The following is a 14,851-nucleotide window of genomic DNA, read 5'->3' on the forward strand; positions in this document are numbered from 1 at the left end:
TGTTCGAAATCACCCTGTGCTCTCTGATCCTGTGCGGTCTGATCACCCTGTTCTTCTACTTCTGAAGTTTTGAAGCCCGCTGAGATAATGCCCGTTATCTGCTAAAAAGATTGAGTTTTCAGACAAATATATCCATATCCAAAGATAACCGTCTATAATCGTTTCCTAATAACGGGTTTACGGGTTCTCCCTGTTTTCAAGGTCAGAATGATATGCGCATCGCATTACCTTTGTTTTTGTGCTTTTTCTGTTTCACCGCCAGTTCACTTGCCCATGCTGATTCCCCGGATGATGCAGAAGACGACGCACCTTCCATCTCTGTAAAAGAAAAAACTGCCCTGTTTTTTGGTCACGATCAGCGCCAGCCTGTTGCGAATACATCGCACTGGCCGTGGCAGGCTATCGGGCAAATTGAAACCGCCAGCGGAAATTTATGTACCGCCACCCTCATTTCCAAACATCTGGCCTTAACCGCCGGCCACTGTGTGCTCGCGCCGCCAGGTAATATCGATAAAGTTATTGCCCTGCGCTTTATTTCTCATAATCAGAAGTGGCGTTATCAGATTACTGCGCTGCAAACGCTGGTTGACCCTGCGTTAGGTAAAAAACTGAAAGCCGATGGCGACGGGTGGATTGTGCCACCAAAAGCGGCATCTTATGATTTTGCGCTGATCCGTCTGACTGACGAAAAACTGGCATTACCGATTAAGCCGCTGCCTTTGTGGGAAGGGTCGCGCGACGACCTCACCGCAGTGCTCAAAAAGGAAGGTCGGAAAGTAACCCAGGCGGGATATCCGGAAGATCATCTGGATGATTTGTATGTACATCAGGATTGTCTGGTCACCGGCTGGGCGCAACCGGGGGTGCTATCGCACCGTTGTGACACGCTGCCCGGCGACAGCGGTTCACCGTTATTGCTCAAAAATGCTGACGGCTGGTCGCTGGTGGCGATCCAAAGTTCAGCACCCGCTGCCCAGGACAGATATCTGGCCGACAACCGCGCGCTGGCCGTCCCTGCTATCCGCGATGCACTGAACACACTCTCTTCCGGCGCAGTCAGTGCCGGTGTGCCGACAACGCCTGCCGCTCAGTAATCCTTACGGTTTACCCGATATCAGAGACAAAAAACCGCCTTTCTGAACTGCACCTTACTCATTTGGGTATCCAACTTTTAGGGTGCAGTTCATTTCAGCGGTTTTTTTATGTTTTACTACACCAGTTGTTCCATGGTCTGCAAAATCCTTTTATCCGAGATCGGATATGGCGTCCCCAGTTGCTGGGCGAAATAGCTCACGCGAAGCTCTTCAATCATCCAGCGCACTTCCTTCACGTCTTCACTTTGCTGACGCACTGGCGGCAGTTTATTCAGCCATTGCTGCCACTGTTTCTGAATGCTTTCGACTTTCAACATCTGCGCACGGTCACGGTGTGGGTCCATCGCCAGCTTATCCATCCGGCGCTCAATCGCGTTAAGGTATCGTAATGTATCCGGCAGACGTTTCCAGCCATTTTGCGTAACGAACCCGCGGTAAATCAGACCCGACATTTGCGATTTTATATCAGAAAGCGCCAGCGCCATGGTGATATCAATCCGCCCTTTCAGCCGTTTGTTGATATTGAAAACCGTGGTCAGGATCTGCTCGACCTGAATGGCGATTTGCACTACGGCCTCATTGAGATTGGCGCGGACGTGCTCATGCAGTTTTGCGAAATCCTCTTCGCGCCAGACTAAGCCGCCGGATTGCGCAATGAGTTTGTCGATACCGCAAGAGATGCAGTCATCAATCAAATCCAGCACTTTGCCGTAGGGGTTAAAATACAAACCGAGCTTGGCTTTGTTTGGCAGTTTATCGTGCAGATATTTAATCGGCGACGGAATGTTCAGCAGCAGTAAACGGCGCATCCCGCCCCACATCGCCTGTTGCTGTTCCAGTTCGCTGTTAAACAAGCGGATGGCAATACTGTCTTTTTCATCGACAATAGCCGGATAGGCTTTCACTTCGTACCCACCGCGCTTTTGTTCATAGCGCTCTGGTAACGTACCAAAACTCCAGACGTGCAGGTCGCGCTGTTCAATACCGTCGTCAGCAACGGCGGAAAGTGTCTGCTGCACCTGCTCTTTCAGGCCGGATTTAAGCGCCGTCAGATCTTTGCTTTCACGCAGCGTTTTGTTTTTGTCATCAACAATTCGGAACGTCATTTTAAGATGATCGGGCACCTGATCCAGCTGCCAGTCTTCGCGTGACAACGTCACACCGCTCATCTTACGCAATTCTCTTTCCATCGAATCCAGCAATGGCATTTCGAACGGCTTGATGCGCCCCATCAGCGCATCCGCGTAGTTTGGAGCAGGAACAAAGTTACGGCGTAACGGCTTAGGCAATGATTTAATCAGCGCCATAATCAGCTCGCGGCGAATCCCTGGGATCTGCCAGTCGAACCCTTCTTCGCTCACCTGATTGAGCAGCGGCAGCGGAATATGTACGGTTACACCGTCGGCGTCAGTACCCGGCTCGAACTGGTATGTGACGCGCAGCTTGATGTTGCCCTGATGCCAGAAGTTCGGGTAATCGTGCGCGCTGATATTGCCCGCACCCTCTTTGATCAGCATACTTTTTCCGAAGTTCAGGCTGTCCTGTGGCTGCGTTTTCCACCAGGTATCGAAATGGCGGCCAGAAACGACTTCCATGCCCACGCGCTGTTCGTAGAACAGGAACAGCGTTTCTTCATCCACCAGAATATCGCGGCGGCGGGATTTGTGTTCCAGCTCCTCGACTTCGGTACGTAAACGCAGATTGGCGCGGAAGAACGCGTGACGCGTTTGCCAGTCACCTTCCACCAGTGCGTGACGGATAAACAATTCGCGCGACACCACCGGATCGATATTGCCGTAGTTAACGCTACGCGCCGCCACAATCGGCAGGCCGTACAGCGTGACTTTTTCGGTCGCCATCACTGCGCCCTGCGCTTTTTCCCAGTGCGGTTCGCTGTAGCTGCTTTTCGCCAGATGCTGCGCCAGCGGTTCGATCCATTCCGGTTCGATACGCGCAGCGATCCGCCCCCAGAGGCGGCTGGTTTCCACCAGTTCGGCGACCATCACCCATTTTGGCGGTTTCTTGAATAAACCGGAGCCAGGGAACACCGCAAAGCGGGCGTTGCGTGCGCCGGTATACTCCTGTTTATCAGCATCTTTTTGACCAATATGCGACAGCAAACCGGTCAGCAGTGCGCAGTGAATGCTGCGATAATCCGCCGGTTCGCTGTTGATTCGCAGGCCGAGTTCTTTCACCACCTGACGCAGCTGGGTGTAAATATCCTGCCATTCGCGCACGCGCAGATAGTTGAGGAAATCGCTGCGGCATAATTTACGGAACTGCGCGGCGCTCAGCTCTTTTTGCTGTTCTTTCAGGTAGTCCCACAAATTCACGAACGCCTGGAAGTCAGAATCTTTGTCAGCAAATCGGCGATGCTTCTCGTCTGACGCCTGCTGTTTGTCCATTGGACGCTCGCGCGGATCCTGAATCGACAGCGCCGAAGTAATGATCATGACTTCGCGCACGCAGCCGTTTTTCTGCGCTTCCAGAACCATACGTGCCAGACGTGGATCCACAGGCAACTGAGCCAGCTGGCGGCCGAGCGGTGTCAGAGAATAACGGCCATCGACGGCGTTATTGATGGCATTCAGCTCTTCGAGCAAACGCACGCCGTCCTGAATATTGCGTTTGTCAGGCGCTTCGACGAACGGGAACGCGGCGATATCGCCGAGTCCCAGCGACGTCATTTGCAGAATAACGGACGCCAGATTGGTGCGCAGAATTTCCGGATCGGTAAATTCAGGGCGCGAGAGGAAATCCATCTCCGAATAAAGACGGATACAGATGCCCTCAGAAACACGTCCGCAGCGGCCTTTACGCTGGTTGGCGGAAGCCTGTGATACCGGCTCAATCGGCAGACGCTGCACTTTGGTGCGAAAACTGTACCGGCTGATGCGCGCCGTGCCGGGATCGATGACGTATTTGATGCCCGGCACGGTCAATGAAGTTTCTGCCACGTTGGTCGCCAGCACGATACGGCGTCCTGAATGCGACTGGAACACGCGGTTCTGCTCGCTGTTCGACAGGCGCGCATACAGCGGCAAAATCTCTGTATGCGGCAGATCCAGACGGTTAAGCGCATCGGCGGTATCACGGATTTCACGCTCACCGCTCATGAAAATCAGGATATCGCCCATGCTTTCGCGACCGAGTTCATCGACCGCATCGAAAATTGCCTGCAACTGGTCACGATCCACATCGTCGGCGTCATCCACAATCGGGCGATAACGCACGTCAACGGGATACGTCCGGCCAGACACTTCAATGATCGGCGCATTATTAAAATGACGTGAGAAACGCTGCGGATCGATGGTCGCCGAGGTAATAATGACTTTCAGATCCGGGCGCTTTGGCAGCAACTGGCGCAGATAGCCGAGGATAAAGTCGATGTTCAGGCTGCGTTCGTGCGCTTCATCGATGATCAGCGTGTCGTACTGCATCAGCATGCGATCCTGCTGGATCTCTGCCAGCAAAATACCGTCGGTCATCAGTTTAACGAGGGTGTTTTCACTGACCTGATCGTTAAAACGGACTTTATAACCGACCGTGTTACCGAGCGTGGTGTCCAGCTCATCGGCAATACGGTTGGCGACGGTACGCGCCGCCAGACGACGCGGCTGGGTATGACCAATCACGCCTTTGATCCCGCGCCCGAGTTCCATACAGATTTTCGGGATCTGCGTGGTTTTACCGGAGCCGGTTTCACCCGCCACAATCACCACCTGATGGTCGCGGATGGCGTTATAAATGTCGTCTTTCTTCTGGCTGACCGGCAGGTTTTCCGGATAGCTGATTTTAGGCCGCGACGCTTCACGGGCGCTGACTTTCTTCAGGCTCTCGTTAATCGCGGTCTGGATTTCAGCACTTAATGCGTCGAGTGCTTCGGGTTTATCAATCTTTCTGGCACCCTGCAAACGGCGTTGCAGGCGTTGCCGGTCACGTAGCATCAGCCCGTCTAACTGCGCTGATAATGCCGCGAGCGGTGATTTCACGGTCGGAATTCCTTGTTGCATGTCAGCCGGAGAGCAAATCATATGCGCCAGCTGAATCTGAATGGGGGATGAGGAAGGTCACGCCTTGCCTGCTTGCATCTATGTTAACACAAGGTATTGAACATGCTGAAAAGTGGGGGTTGTCCCGCTGAATTTCAAGTTGTTCAAAAAAATCGATGATAGGTCTCTAAATATTGCGCTATCACTGCATAAGCTTTCTGAATAAAGTAAGTTCCATTCGGGGAACGTTCTGGTTATAAAAACCAACACCCTATGTATCACACAGTTAAGGAACTCACTAATGAGCAAAGTACTTGTTCTGAAATCAAGCATTCTGGCTAACTTCTCTCAGTCTAACCAACTGGCCGATTACCTGGTTGCACAGTATCAGTCCGCAAACAGCGGTTCTACCGTAACTGTTCGTGATCTGGCGGCTAACCCCATTCCTGTATTAGATGGTGAGCTGGTTGGCGCGCTGCGTCCTTCCGATGCTCCGCTGTCACCACGTCAGGAAGAAGCGCTGGCGCTGTCTAACACCCTGATCGACGAACTGCAGGCGCATGACGTGATCGTTATCGCGGCACCTATGTACAACTTCAACATCCCGACTCAGCTGAAAACCTATTTCGACCTGGTTGCCCGTGCTGGCGTGACGTTCAAATACACCGAGAAAGGCCCTGAAGGTCTGGTGAAAGGCAAACGCGTTATCGTTCTGACCAGCCGTGGTGGTATCCATAAAGACACCCCAAGCGATCTGGTTGCCCCTTACCTGTCTCTGTTCCTGGGCTTCCTGGGGATGAGCGACGTAGAATTCGTTTACGCTGAAGGCATCGCATACGGTCCTGAAGTGGCGACTAAAGCACAGACTGATGCGAAAGCCGCCATCGACGCCGCTATCAAAGAACTGGCTGCCGCATAATTGCAGTGATCACAATCTGAGTCACCATTCACTTAAGAATCTGTCCGTTCCGCTCAGATGTTGTTGTGATAAAACTATTGCGCGCCGAGAGGCGCGCTTTTTTATTGATAACTAATGTGCTTAACTTTATCGCTATTCTCCCAAACGATAAAGGATGCCGAATAATAATTCGAATTATAATCGCTTTTGATTCTGTCACTATCCTCAGTGAAATTCAGAGTAATATGATAAGCATAACCTGCTTCAAATTTATAACCGAACAATGGCAAGCAGGTGTCTTTTTTTAAAAATTTATAATCAGCTGCGTTATTAAATTGCCTTATAAAACCCGGCGATTCGCCCCACTGTTCAATATGAATTTTTTTAAGTTTTTGTTTTTCCGTTCGCCCTGGTGTCAGCAGACAAAGCGTATCTCCGGTAAAATAGGCGTGTGTTTCAGAAGGAACGGTTGGTGTATAACCTGAAACACATCCTGACAGAGAGAGAGACAGCACTACCAGTGTGAATTTTTTGAACATTATCAGCTCCTTTGATCAATGATTTAAAAATTTACAGATACTCTACCTGCTTCTCTTTCTTGCTCGTCTGCCAGATAACAAAAGATGCGGTATAAAAATCAGTATAAAAATGAGTTTCTTTCCGTTCTGGATCTTTAGTTAAAAAGATAGACACATGATAAGCACTGCCAACTTCAAATTTATATCCAAGCAAAGGCATGCAGCTATCTTTCTTTATAGTGAGATATTCACCTTCATTTTTAAAAAACGTTGAGAAACCGGGTGATTCACCCACCTTCTGAATAGATATACCGGTTAATTTTTGTTTTTCTGTTCGTCCTGGCGTCGTCAGGCAAAAGTTTCCGCCTACAAAAAATGCATGCGCATAAGCTGAAGGGGTAAAATGGTCCCCTAAAAAACATCCGGAAAGAGATAGAGCCAAAGAAAAAACAACGGTTTTTTTTATCATTATTGAACCCTTCAATAAGTTGGGAAATTGGTTAATATCAATTTGTAATATGATAATGCGCTATCTAATTTATCACCCTTATAGTTTCGATACTGATTCTTATACCATTCAGACTCTCCAAAATTCACAAGAAAAAAATAATCAGCCACAATTGAAGCCTGTTGCTCCATTGAATATTCATTAATCCTTGTTTTTCCTTCAAAATTATAATGATAATCGACAGCCCAACTCATACTCCCTCTCAGCTTTACCCACATGCCATTTTGGTACTGCCAGACATGCGTCATCTCATGGATAAACAGGTGTTTATGTGGATTGCTCGCTGTTGAATAATCATCGACATAATTCTCCCCTCGAAAATAAAGCTCGCCACTGGGCGTCATTCCTGTGTTCATATTTTGCAACCCAAAAGGCAAATAACTGCCTAAATGGATCCACACTCTTGAATAGTCAATATAGCTACCAAACACCGACCGGAATAGATTAATTAAAAATTTTCCGTCTTATTCGCATATACAATTAATGAGATGCAACAATCAAAAAGGAATCAGAAAGGGACCGGCACTTAACAATGCTAATTAAAAATATCAACGGAGAATGAATCACTCTCCGTCAGCCAGTTAAACACTCTTCACTTATTTATATCACTTACTTCTGCAACCACTTTCCGTTAATCCCGCGCACCCATTCGCCCTTTCCTGCTCTGGCGAGCAGTTTTTGCCCGGCGAGTCTGGCGACATCATCGGTGGTGACCTGATTATCCTGCGCGACCTGCTGATACTGCTGTTTGCGTGCATCGTTGATGCGCGTGGCAAATGCGATGCTTTCTGCATCCTGCTTTACCGGTGCCAGATAGCCGGACAGCGTTTCGCCGACCAGCCCCTGCTGTTTCGCTTCGCCGAGCGTCAGCGCGAACGCCTGACCACACAGCAGCAAGCTTGTGGTCAGCAACGTGAGGCTGATTCGTTTCATAAAGGCTCTGGACATATGCGCTCCTAGAACAGGTCGTTCTGGTTTTTCAGCAGATTCTCGACGTCTTTATCCACTTTGATATGGATCTCGTGCTCGATTTTGACGTTCATGTTGATGGTGATCGGCTCTTTCGGCGCAGCCAGTTCGATACGCGGCACGCAGCCGCTGAGCATCATGATGCTCAGCGCCAGACTCGGGCCGATAAGTCGCAGTTTCATTGTTCCTTCCTCAAGGTTTTTTCCTCTTTCTGCCCGGTTGCTTTGGGGCTTTTTGATAGCGAACTGGCCGGCAAGGCGATCTGCTGTTGCAACCACTCCTGAAGATTGTCGCCAAAGCGCAAACTGCGCCACAGCTGATAGATATTTTCCTGATGGGTGTAGTTGAGCACAATCTCGCGCTTTTCTTTCTCTCCACCGCGGGTGGTATCGGTGTAATTCACGCCATCAACCTTCGCCGCCATGGTCAGTTCGCCGAGATTATCAAGGCTTATCTGCGCCTGCGAACGGCTGATTTCCAGATAGCGCAGCAGACCAATCACCAGCCCGTTGGCAAAATTACCGCTGGCCATCGCATCGGCGAATTGCTGGTCAAGGCGTAACGTCAGGCCACCGTCGTTTTTGATCCACCCGTCATGAATAATCCATTTAGGATTGTCCACATACAGCGGCAGTTCGCCGTAGATCAGGCCGGACATCGCCAGTTGCTTCGGTTTCAGCGCGGTGAACAATTCGCTGAGATTGATTCTCTCCAGCTTAAGCACTGCGGCATCATGCTGCGGCATTCGCAACGCCGAAAGACTGAGGTGCCCGCGCAGCGCGTCCACGCCCAGATTGCTCAGCGTTAATGGCTGCGCCTCACTCCACGGATAATTCCCCTGCAAATCCGCGGTAATATTGTTCATAGTGATGAGATTATTCACTTCGCCAATACGCAGCATCACAGGCTGTTTGACGCCAAGCTGCCAGACAGCGTCTTTCAGGCGATAAGGCAAACTGAAATCCAGCCCGCTGAGATCGCCGTCTTTCAGCCACATGCCGCCGTTTTTCACCACCCAATGACCACCGGCGATAAAGCCCTGACCCCGCGCGGCTGAAAATGCCGACTGTGCGTAGAAAGACCCTTCACGTAATTTGATGTTGAAATCCGGCGTCAGCAGCGTCTGGAAGGCGGTCAGTTGCTGTTTCGGCCACCAGCCCTCGCCTCGTAAACGCTCGCCGTCCCAGCGGCCGGTAAGCCGGATCGGGCCGACCGGTTTGGCATCCAGCGATCCGCGCATATTGAAATGTGATGGCGTATCGCCGCTAAGCTGCAACGTCAGGGTCGCAGGCGGCAGATAACCGCCGTTATCAAAGGCGATTTTTTTGGCAACCAGTTTGATGTCGCCTTTAAATACCGTGGGCAGATCCGGATACTGCTTTTTGAAACGTTCTGGAATCGGACGCTGCCAGACAAAGGGGTGTTCAAGCGTCAGGCGTGGCGCATCCACATCGACGATGCCGTAATGAAGGCGGGCGAATCCGGTGGAAAGGCTGTTTACGCTTATCACGTTATCATGCCATTGGCCCTTGCCGGACATATCCCAGCGGCCACTGAGCGGCGGCAGATGGCCATTGCCCCAGTAGTTGAAATCCCACCGCCCGGCATCCGGCCAGAACTCCTGCGACTTGCCGTTAAGATGTAAATCAAATTTACCCCAGTAGCTATGCTGAGCTTTGAGGATCGCCTGCAACGGCCCGCTGACGCCCTGCGCAGAAACTTTCACTCCCGCCAGCGGCCAGCGTGCGTCGGTAATGGTCAGCTCCGGCATCGGTTTGCCCCAGGCGCGAAGCAGGGAACCGCTTTGCAGCGCCAGCGTCGGATTGAGCACCGAGCCGCTCAGTACGCCGGGCAGCGACGCACTCAGGGATGTTGCCTGCAAATTTGCCTGACCGGTCAGCCGGAAACCGAGATTGCTGTCAAGCAGCCCGATGCGCCCCGGCCCCATCGTCAGAACGACGTTGGCTTTGCCATTATGGCCCCGGGTAAGCACGTTGAGGCGCGCGATGATGTTGGTTTGATCAAAAGTCTTCGTCCAGTCGCTGAGCGTGATATTCACGCCGCCCGCCAGCGGTTGTGCGGCATAAGGCCATTGCCACTGGCCTTGTGCAATCTGCAACGATTCGCCATTAAGCTTCCACGGCAACATGGCCAGCGGCTGTGCGCTGCCCTTTTCGGTCAGGGTCAGCACACCTTCCGTCGCCTGCCAGCTCAGCTGTATATCCAGTGGATTGGGTACCTGCGCAGTTTGCATTTCGGCATGCAGTTCGCCGGATTCAGGCAGACGGTCGAACGTCGCGGGAAGTACTAATTTGCCACTCAGAGTGATGGGCTGTTCACTGCCCGGCGGCGTAAGGCTAAAGGTATGAATCGCCAGCGTGCGGTCGCCATCGAGGATGGCATCGAGCGTCAGAGATTCACCGGTAAAGGAAAGGTGCTGTACGCCATTGGTGTTATCCAGCTGTAATTTACCGGCGTATCGCTGCCACGGCGTAACGGAAAAATGGGCGATATTGACGCGACCAGCAGGGATCATCTTCTGAATATCGGCCAGAGCGCGCGCAGCGGTCTGGCTCTCGCCCGACGGCAGCTTAGAGAGACAGGCGGTATCGAGGGTCAGGGTGTCGAGATCTAACGCCCAGCGGCCGGAAGTGTTGCTCAGACGGGCATCTTTCGCATCCGCCAGCGTGCAGTCACCGGCGACATAGCGCAGCCCCGGCAGTTGCAGCGCGCCGTTGGACCAGTGCGGAGAACCTTTCAGCGAAAGCTGTGTACCTTCTGGCAGCCAGTGGCTGGCGACAAACGGTAACCAGCGCGGCACAGTTTTCCATAACACCCACATCAGCAGTACCAGAATCACCACTATACTCAGGATCACCTGTACGCTTTTCTTAAGTCCGTTCCTCATGACGTGCCTTGTCTTATTCTTCGCTAAGTGTCTAACTGCCCGCAAGATATCATAATTAGCGTAACAACTGATGGTTGAAAAGCCAGTATTCAAAACCCAAATAGCACAGGATAAATTGTCTGCCACCCCGCGCTCTGCTAGTTTGGTGGCATATTGCGAATTGTTTCTGAAACGGTTTATTCCTTAGAAAACATCAGGAAACAGTGTCGCCAGAGATTCAAACTCACTGCGGAGAAACACCATGAAAGTGGCTGTCTACAGTACTAAAAATTACGACCGGAAATATCTGGAACTGGTGAATGAGCATTATGGCTATGAGCTGGAGTTCTTCGATTTTCTGCTGACGCCGCAAACGGCGAAAACCGCGATCGGCGCGGATGCCGTATGCATTTTCGTTAATGATGAGGGCTCCCGCGAAGTGTTGCAGGAGCTGGCTGCTCTGGGCGTAAAAACGCTGGCACTGCGCTGTGCGGGCTTTAACAACGTTGATCTGGAAGCCGCAAAATCACTGGGCATTTCAGTGGTGCGCGTACCGGCATATTCACCGGAAGCCGTCGCCGAGCACGCCGTCGGCATGATGTTGTGCCTGAACCGCCACATTCACCGCGCCTATCAGCGCACCCGTGAGGCCAATTTCTCACTGGAAGGGCTGATCGGATTTAACATGTACCAGCGCACCGCCGGGATTATCGGCACCGGTAAAATTGGCGTGGCCACGATGCGGATCCTGAAAGGGTTTGGTATGCGAATTCTGGCGTATGATCCGTACCCAAGCCCGCTGGCACTTGAGCTCGGTGCAGAATATGTCGATCTCGACACGCTTTATGCCGAATCTGACGTCATCTCCCTGCACTGCCCGCTGACGCCGGAAAACCATCATCTGCTGAATGCGCAATCTTTCGCCAAAATGAAAGACGGGGTGATGATTGTTAACACCAGCCGTGGCGCACTGCTGGATGCCACCGCAGCCATCGACGCGCTGAAAAAGCAGAAAATCGGCGCACTGGGGATGGATGTATACGAGAACGAACGCGATCTGTTCTTCGAAGACAATTCCAACGAAGTGATCCTTGATGACGTCTTCCGCCGTCTGTCTTCCTGCCACAACGTTCTGTTCACCGGCCATCAGGCCTTCCTGACCAGCGACGCGCTGACCAGCATTTCTGAGACCACGCTGATGAATATCGATCAGCTGTCAAAAGGCGTGGCTTGCCCGAATCTACTGACAGCGTAAGCAGTGTCATGCAAGTCTAAAGGCTCACTTCGGTGAGCCTTTAGATTATAAAAATCTAGAGGCTCAGCACCCTGCTGATCTCCGTCCCGTAGCCGTTAATTGTCAACACATCCCCTTCAAGCGTGACCGTAGCAAACGGCAGACTGTTTTCGCCATCCACCATGCCTTTCAGGGTAATAAAGTCGGTGTTTTCCACGCGATCGTACCCCCCCCGGTGATCGTGTCCGGCAAAATAGGCGCGCACCTGATAACGGCACAGCAATTCCACCAGCGTTTCGCAATTCCACAGATTGTGGCTGTTGACCGGCGTCAGCGGATAATGGCCAAAGACCAGCACCGTTTCGCCCTGCGCTTTCGCCAGTTTCAGATGCTGCTCAATCCACTCCAGTTGCCTGCGCCCTACCGCGCCATTCCACGGCTGCGCCTGCGACTGCTGACATTCGGTGAGTTCATCGAGCATAAATTCCGCCAGCTGACGGTCGTCGCCGTTGGCGTGATTGCAGTACAGGCTGACGTCGTTGCCGTCGATCACCAGAAAACGGTAGCCCGGCAGGCCAAATTGATAATAACTTTTCGGCAAACCGAGCGCCGGAGTCTGTGCCGCCAGGTGGTGTGAAATCACCTGCGCATCGTGGTTGCCGATCAGCACCGCATGAGGATGGCGCAGCGCATCGTAGCTATTAATAACCGGATCAAAGCTATGCCAGTCGCGATCCACCAAATCGCCCAGCGTCACCACGAAATCGAGTTTTACATCATTAAGCTCAGTGATGGCGGTGGCAAGCTTATTCAGGCTGTTGCGGTAGAAACGTATTTTCTCAGCATCGGCGTCCGCATACTGGGGATCAGCAATCAGCCCGAAACGCAGCCGCTGACCGGAAATCATTTCATTAAAAACGTCGGGCGGCTGGTAGAACGCGCTCACTTTTCCGAGCGCCTTTTTCTGCTCTTCAGACAAGACCGGAGAAGTCGGAATAACGGTCATAACATGCTCCTGTCGGGCGGATTAACGAATGCCTGCCCGCATAAAGGATTGAACAAACTGACGCTGAAACACCAGAAATAACAACAGCAGCGGCAGTACAGTCATCAGGGTTGCGGCGCTGATAAGCGCCCACTGCACACCCTGTTCAGGTGCAGAAAACAGCTGAAGCCCGACCGTAATCGGCCGCACTTTCACCGAGTCTGTGATGACCAGCGGCCAGAGGAAATCGTTCCAGTGGAAGCTTATCGACACCAGCGCAAACGCGACGTAAATCGGCTTCGCCAGCGGAATATAGATTTTGCGCAAAATGTAAAAGCGGCTGGCGCCCTCAATGATCGCCGCTTCTTCCAGTACCAGCGGAATACTTTTGAACGTCTGACGCAGCATGAAAATTGCAAACGCCGAGGCGAAATACGGCAACGCGATCCCCAGCAGGCTGTCACGTAAACCCAGCGCGCCGATGGTTTTGTAGTTATTGAGGATCAGCACGTCGGGGCTAATCATCAGTTGCAGTAAAATCAGCGCGAAAATAACCCCGCCGCCTCTCATTTTGAAACGTACCAGCGCGTAGGCCGCCAGCGTCGCCAGCACCATCTGGCAGACGACGATCATCAGCACCAGCAAGGTTGTATTGAGAAAATACCGCCCGAACGGCGCGGCATGCCAGGCGTTAATGAAGTTCTGCACCGTCAGCGGCGCAAACAGCGAAAAACTGCCCTGTTCAGAGGCAGGATGAATCGCCACCCAGATGGCGACCAAAATGGGTAAAAACCACAGTAATGCTGCCAGCCAGGTGACCAGGTTCAGGCACCTTTTCGTTAAAGTGTTCTGCTTCACTGATAGTGCGCCCTTTTATCCATCAGATTAAATTTAATCAGCGCGACTGACGCCAGAATCGCCAGCAGCACCACGGTCATCGCCGACGCATACGGCAAATCCCAGTAACTAAACGCAGTGCGATAGATATAAAACAGCAGCAGGCTGGTGCTGTTGTTCGGCCCGCCGTTGGTCATAGCGATCACCTGATCGACAATACGAAACGCATTCATCGAGGCGTTGATCAAAATAAACAACGTGGTCGGCATCAGCAGCGGCCACTGCACACGGCGGAAGAAAAAGCGACGCGATGCGCCTTCGATTTCGGCAGCCTCGGACAGCCGCGGGTCTATCTGCTGTAACGCCGCGAGATAAAAGATCATAAAGAACCCGGCTTCGCGCCATACCGACACCGCCATCAGGCTGTATAGCGCGGTATCGGGCTGCCCCAGCCAGTTAACGGCGGGCAGAGAAAACAGCGCCAGTAGTTTGTTCAGTAATCCCAACTGCGGCGTATAGAAAAACAGCCACAGATTGGCGATAGCCACCATCGGCAACAAAGAAGGGATAAAAAAAGCCGCGCGGGTAATAGCGTTACCGCGCAGACGCCGGTTGACTGCCAGCGCCATCAGCAACGCCAACACCACCGAGAGCGGAATGGTTATCGCGGCGTACAACAGGTTGTTGCGCAGCGAGAGTAAAAAGGTATCGTCGTCGAGTAAGGCGCGGTAGTTATCCAGCCCGACGAACTGCGCCGGATGCCCGTTGCGCGCGGCGCTGAATACGCTTTCCCAAATCGTCGCCAGCGCCGGGTAATGGGTGAACAGCAGCAAAAAACAGAGCGCTGGTAACAGCAACAGATAACCATATAGCTGCAAAGACAACCCGCGTGTGCGGGGTGCCGGTGCGACAGAGTGCAACGTGCTCAT

General features: G+C 52.2%; 13 protein-coding genes. 3 read left to right on the plus strand and 10 right to left on the minus strand.

Annotated elements, in window-relative coordinates:
- The first annotated feature begins 212 nt into the window (after positions 1-212).
- Entirely contained in the window at positions 213-1,094 is an 882-nt protein-coding gene (locus GE278_11030) for a trypsin-like serine protease (GenBank protein ID QLK61263.1), read from the plus strand.
- A 116-nt stretch (positions 1,095-1,210) separates the two neighbouring features.
- Here GE278_11030 and hrpA read toward each other — a convergent pair whose 3' ends face one another.
- A complete protein-coding gene (gene hrpA, locus GE278_11035; protein QLK61264.1) occupies positions 1,211-5,086 on the minus strand; it encodes an ATP-dependent RNA helicase HrpA in 3,876 nt (1,291 codons plus the stop codon).
- A gap of 301 nt (positions 5,087-5,387) precedes the next feature.
- Here hrpA and GE278_11040 point away from each other — a divergent pair, with 301 nt between their 5' ends.
- Positions 5,388-6,005, plus strand: a complete 618-nt coding sequence (locus tag GE278_11040; GenBank protein ID QLK61265.1) for an FMN-dependent NADH-azoreductase — start codon at positions 5,388-5,390, stop codon at positions 6,003-6,005.
- Between the two features lie 101 nt (positions 6,006-6,106).
- Here GE278_11040 and GE278_11045 read toward each other — a convergent pair whose 3' ends face one another.
- The 6 genes from GE278_11045 to GE278_11070 form a co-directional block, all read right to left on the minus strand.
- Entirely contained in the window at positions 6,107-6,523 is a 417-nt protein-coding gene (locus tag GE278_11045) for a hypothetical protein (GenBank protein QLK61266.1), read from the minus strand.
- 31 nt (positions 6,524-6,554) lie between these two features.
- Positions 6,555-6,971: a hypothetical protein gene (locus GE278_11050; GenBank protein ID QLK61267.1), complete on the minus strand. Its 417-nt coding sequence runs from the start codon at positions 6,969-6,971 to the stop codon at positions 6,555-6,557.
- Positions 6,972-6,982: 11 nt separating this feature from the next.
- Complete coding sequence (locus tag GE278_11055) at positions 6,983-7,459, minus strand: type IV secretion protein Rhs (GenBank protein QLK61268.1); 477 nt, start codon at positions 7,457-7,459, stop codon at positions 6,983-6,985.
- A 160-nt stretch (positions 7,460-7,619) separates the two neighbouring features.
- Positions 7,620-7,943, minus strand: a complete 324-nt coding sequence (locus GE278_11060) for a DUF1318 domain-containing protein (GenBank protein ID QLK61269.1) — start codon at positions 7,941-7,943, stop codon at positions 7,620-7,622.
- A 23-nt stretch (positions 7,944-7,966) separates the two neighbouring features.
- Positions 7,967-8,161 (minus strand): YnbE family lipoprotein, encoded by a 195-nt coding sequence (locus GE278_11065; GenBank protein QLK61270.1) that lies wholly within the window; start codon positions 8,159-8,161, stop codon positions 7,967-7,969.
- Entirely contained in the window at positions 8,158-10,887 is a 2,730-nt protein-coding gene (locus GE278_11070) for a YdbH family protein (protein ID QLK61271.1), read from the minus strand. Before GE278_11070 ends, GE278_11065 begins: the two co-directional genes overlap by 4 nt.
- Positions 10,888-11,128: 241 nt before the next feature.
- Between GE278_11070 and GE278_11075 the strand changes: the two genes are divergently transcribed.
- Complete coding sequence (locus tag GE278_11075; GenBank protein QLK61272.1) at positions 11,129-12,121, plus strand: 2-hydroxyacid dehydrogenase; 993 nt, start codon at positions 11,129-11,131, stop codon at positions 12,119-12,121.
- Positions 12,122-12,176: 55 nt separating this feature from the next.
- Here GE278_11075 and GE278_11080 read toward each other — a convergent pair whose 3' ends face one another.
- Genes GE278_11080 through GE278_11090 form a run of 3 tightly spaced genes read right to left on the minus strand, consistent with a single transcriptional unit; the run spans position 12,177 to position 14,851 of the window.
- Entirely contained in the window at positions 12,177-13,106 is a 930-nt protein-coding gene (locus GE278_11080; GenBank protein QLK61273.1) for a hypothetical protein, read from the minus strand.
- A gap of 21 nt (positions 13,107-13,127) precedes the next feature.
- Complete coding sequence (locus tag GE278_11085) at positions 13,128-13,943, minus strand: ABC transporter permease subunit (GenBank protein QLK61274.1); 816 nt, start codon at positions 13,941-13,943, stop codon at positions 13,128-13,130.
- Positions 13,940-14,851: an ABC transporter permease subunit gene (locus GE278_11090; protein QLK61275.1), complete on the minus strand. Its 912-nt coding sequence runs from the start codon at positions 14,849-14,851 to the stop codon at positions 13,940-13,942. The genes GE278_11085 and GE278_11090 overlap by 4 nt, the downstream gene beginning before the upstream one ends.

It is taken from the genome of Enterobacteriaceae bacterium Kacie_13 (assembly GCA_013457415.1).
Taxonomy (GTDB): domain Bacteria; phylum Pseudomonadota; class Gammaproteobacteria; order Enterobacterales; family Enterobacteriaceae; genus Rahnella.

Bases quoted from the DNA above. Each gene is read 5' to 3' on its own strand.
- GE278_11030 (QLK61263.1), top strand. From the start codon at position 213: ATGCGCATCGCATTACCTTTGTTTTTGTGCTTTTTCTGTTTCACCGCC.
- GE278_11040 (QLK61265.1), top strand. From the start codon at position 5,388: ATGAGCAAAGTACTTGTTCTGAAATCAAGCATTCTGGCTAACTTCTCT.
- GE278_11045 (QLK61266.1), bottom strand. From the start codon at position 6,523: ATGTTCAAAAAATTCACACTGGTAGTGCTGTCTCTCTCTCTGTCAGGA.
- GE278_11050 (QLK61267.1), bottom strand. From the start codon at position 6,971: ATGATAAAAAAAACCGTTGTTTTTTCTTTGGCTCTATCTCTTTCCGGA.
- GE278_11060 (QLK61269.1), bottom strand. From the start codon at position 7,943: ATGAAACGAATCAGCCTCACGTTGCTGACCACAAGCTTGCTGCTGTGT.
- GE278_11065 (QLK61270.1), bottom strand. From the start codon at position 8,161: ATGAAACTGCGACTTATCGGCCCGAGTCTGGCGCTGAGCATCATGATG.
- GE278_11070 (QLK61271.1), bottom strand. From the start codon at position 10,887: ATGAGGAACGGACTTAAGAAAAGCGTACAGGTGATCCTGAGTATAGTG.
- GE278_11075 (QLK61272.1), top strand. From the start codon at position 11,129: ATGAAAGTGGCTGTCTACAGTACTAAAAATTACGACCGGAAATATCTG.
- GE278_11080 (QLK61273.1), bottom strand. From the start codon at position 13,106: ATGACCGTTATTCCGACTTCTCCGGTCTTGTCTGAAGAGCAGAAAAAG.
- GE278_11090 (QLK61275.1), bottom strand. From the start codon at position 14,851: ATGAGCACGTTGCACTCTGTCGCACCGGCACCCCGCACACGCGGGTTG.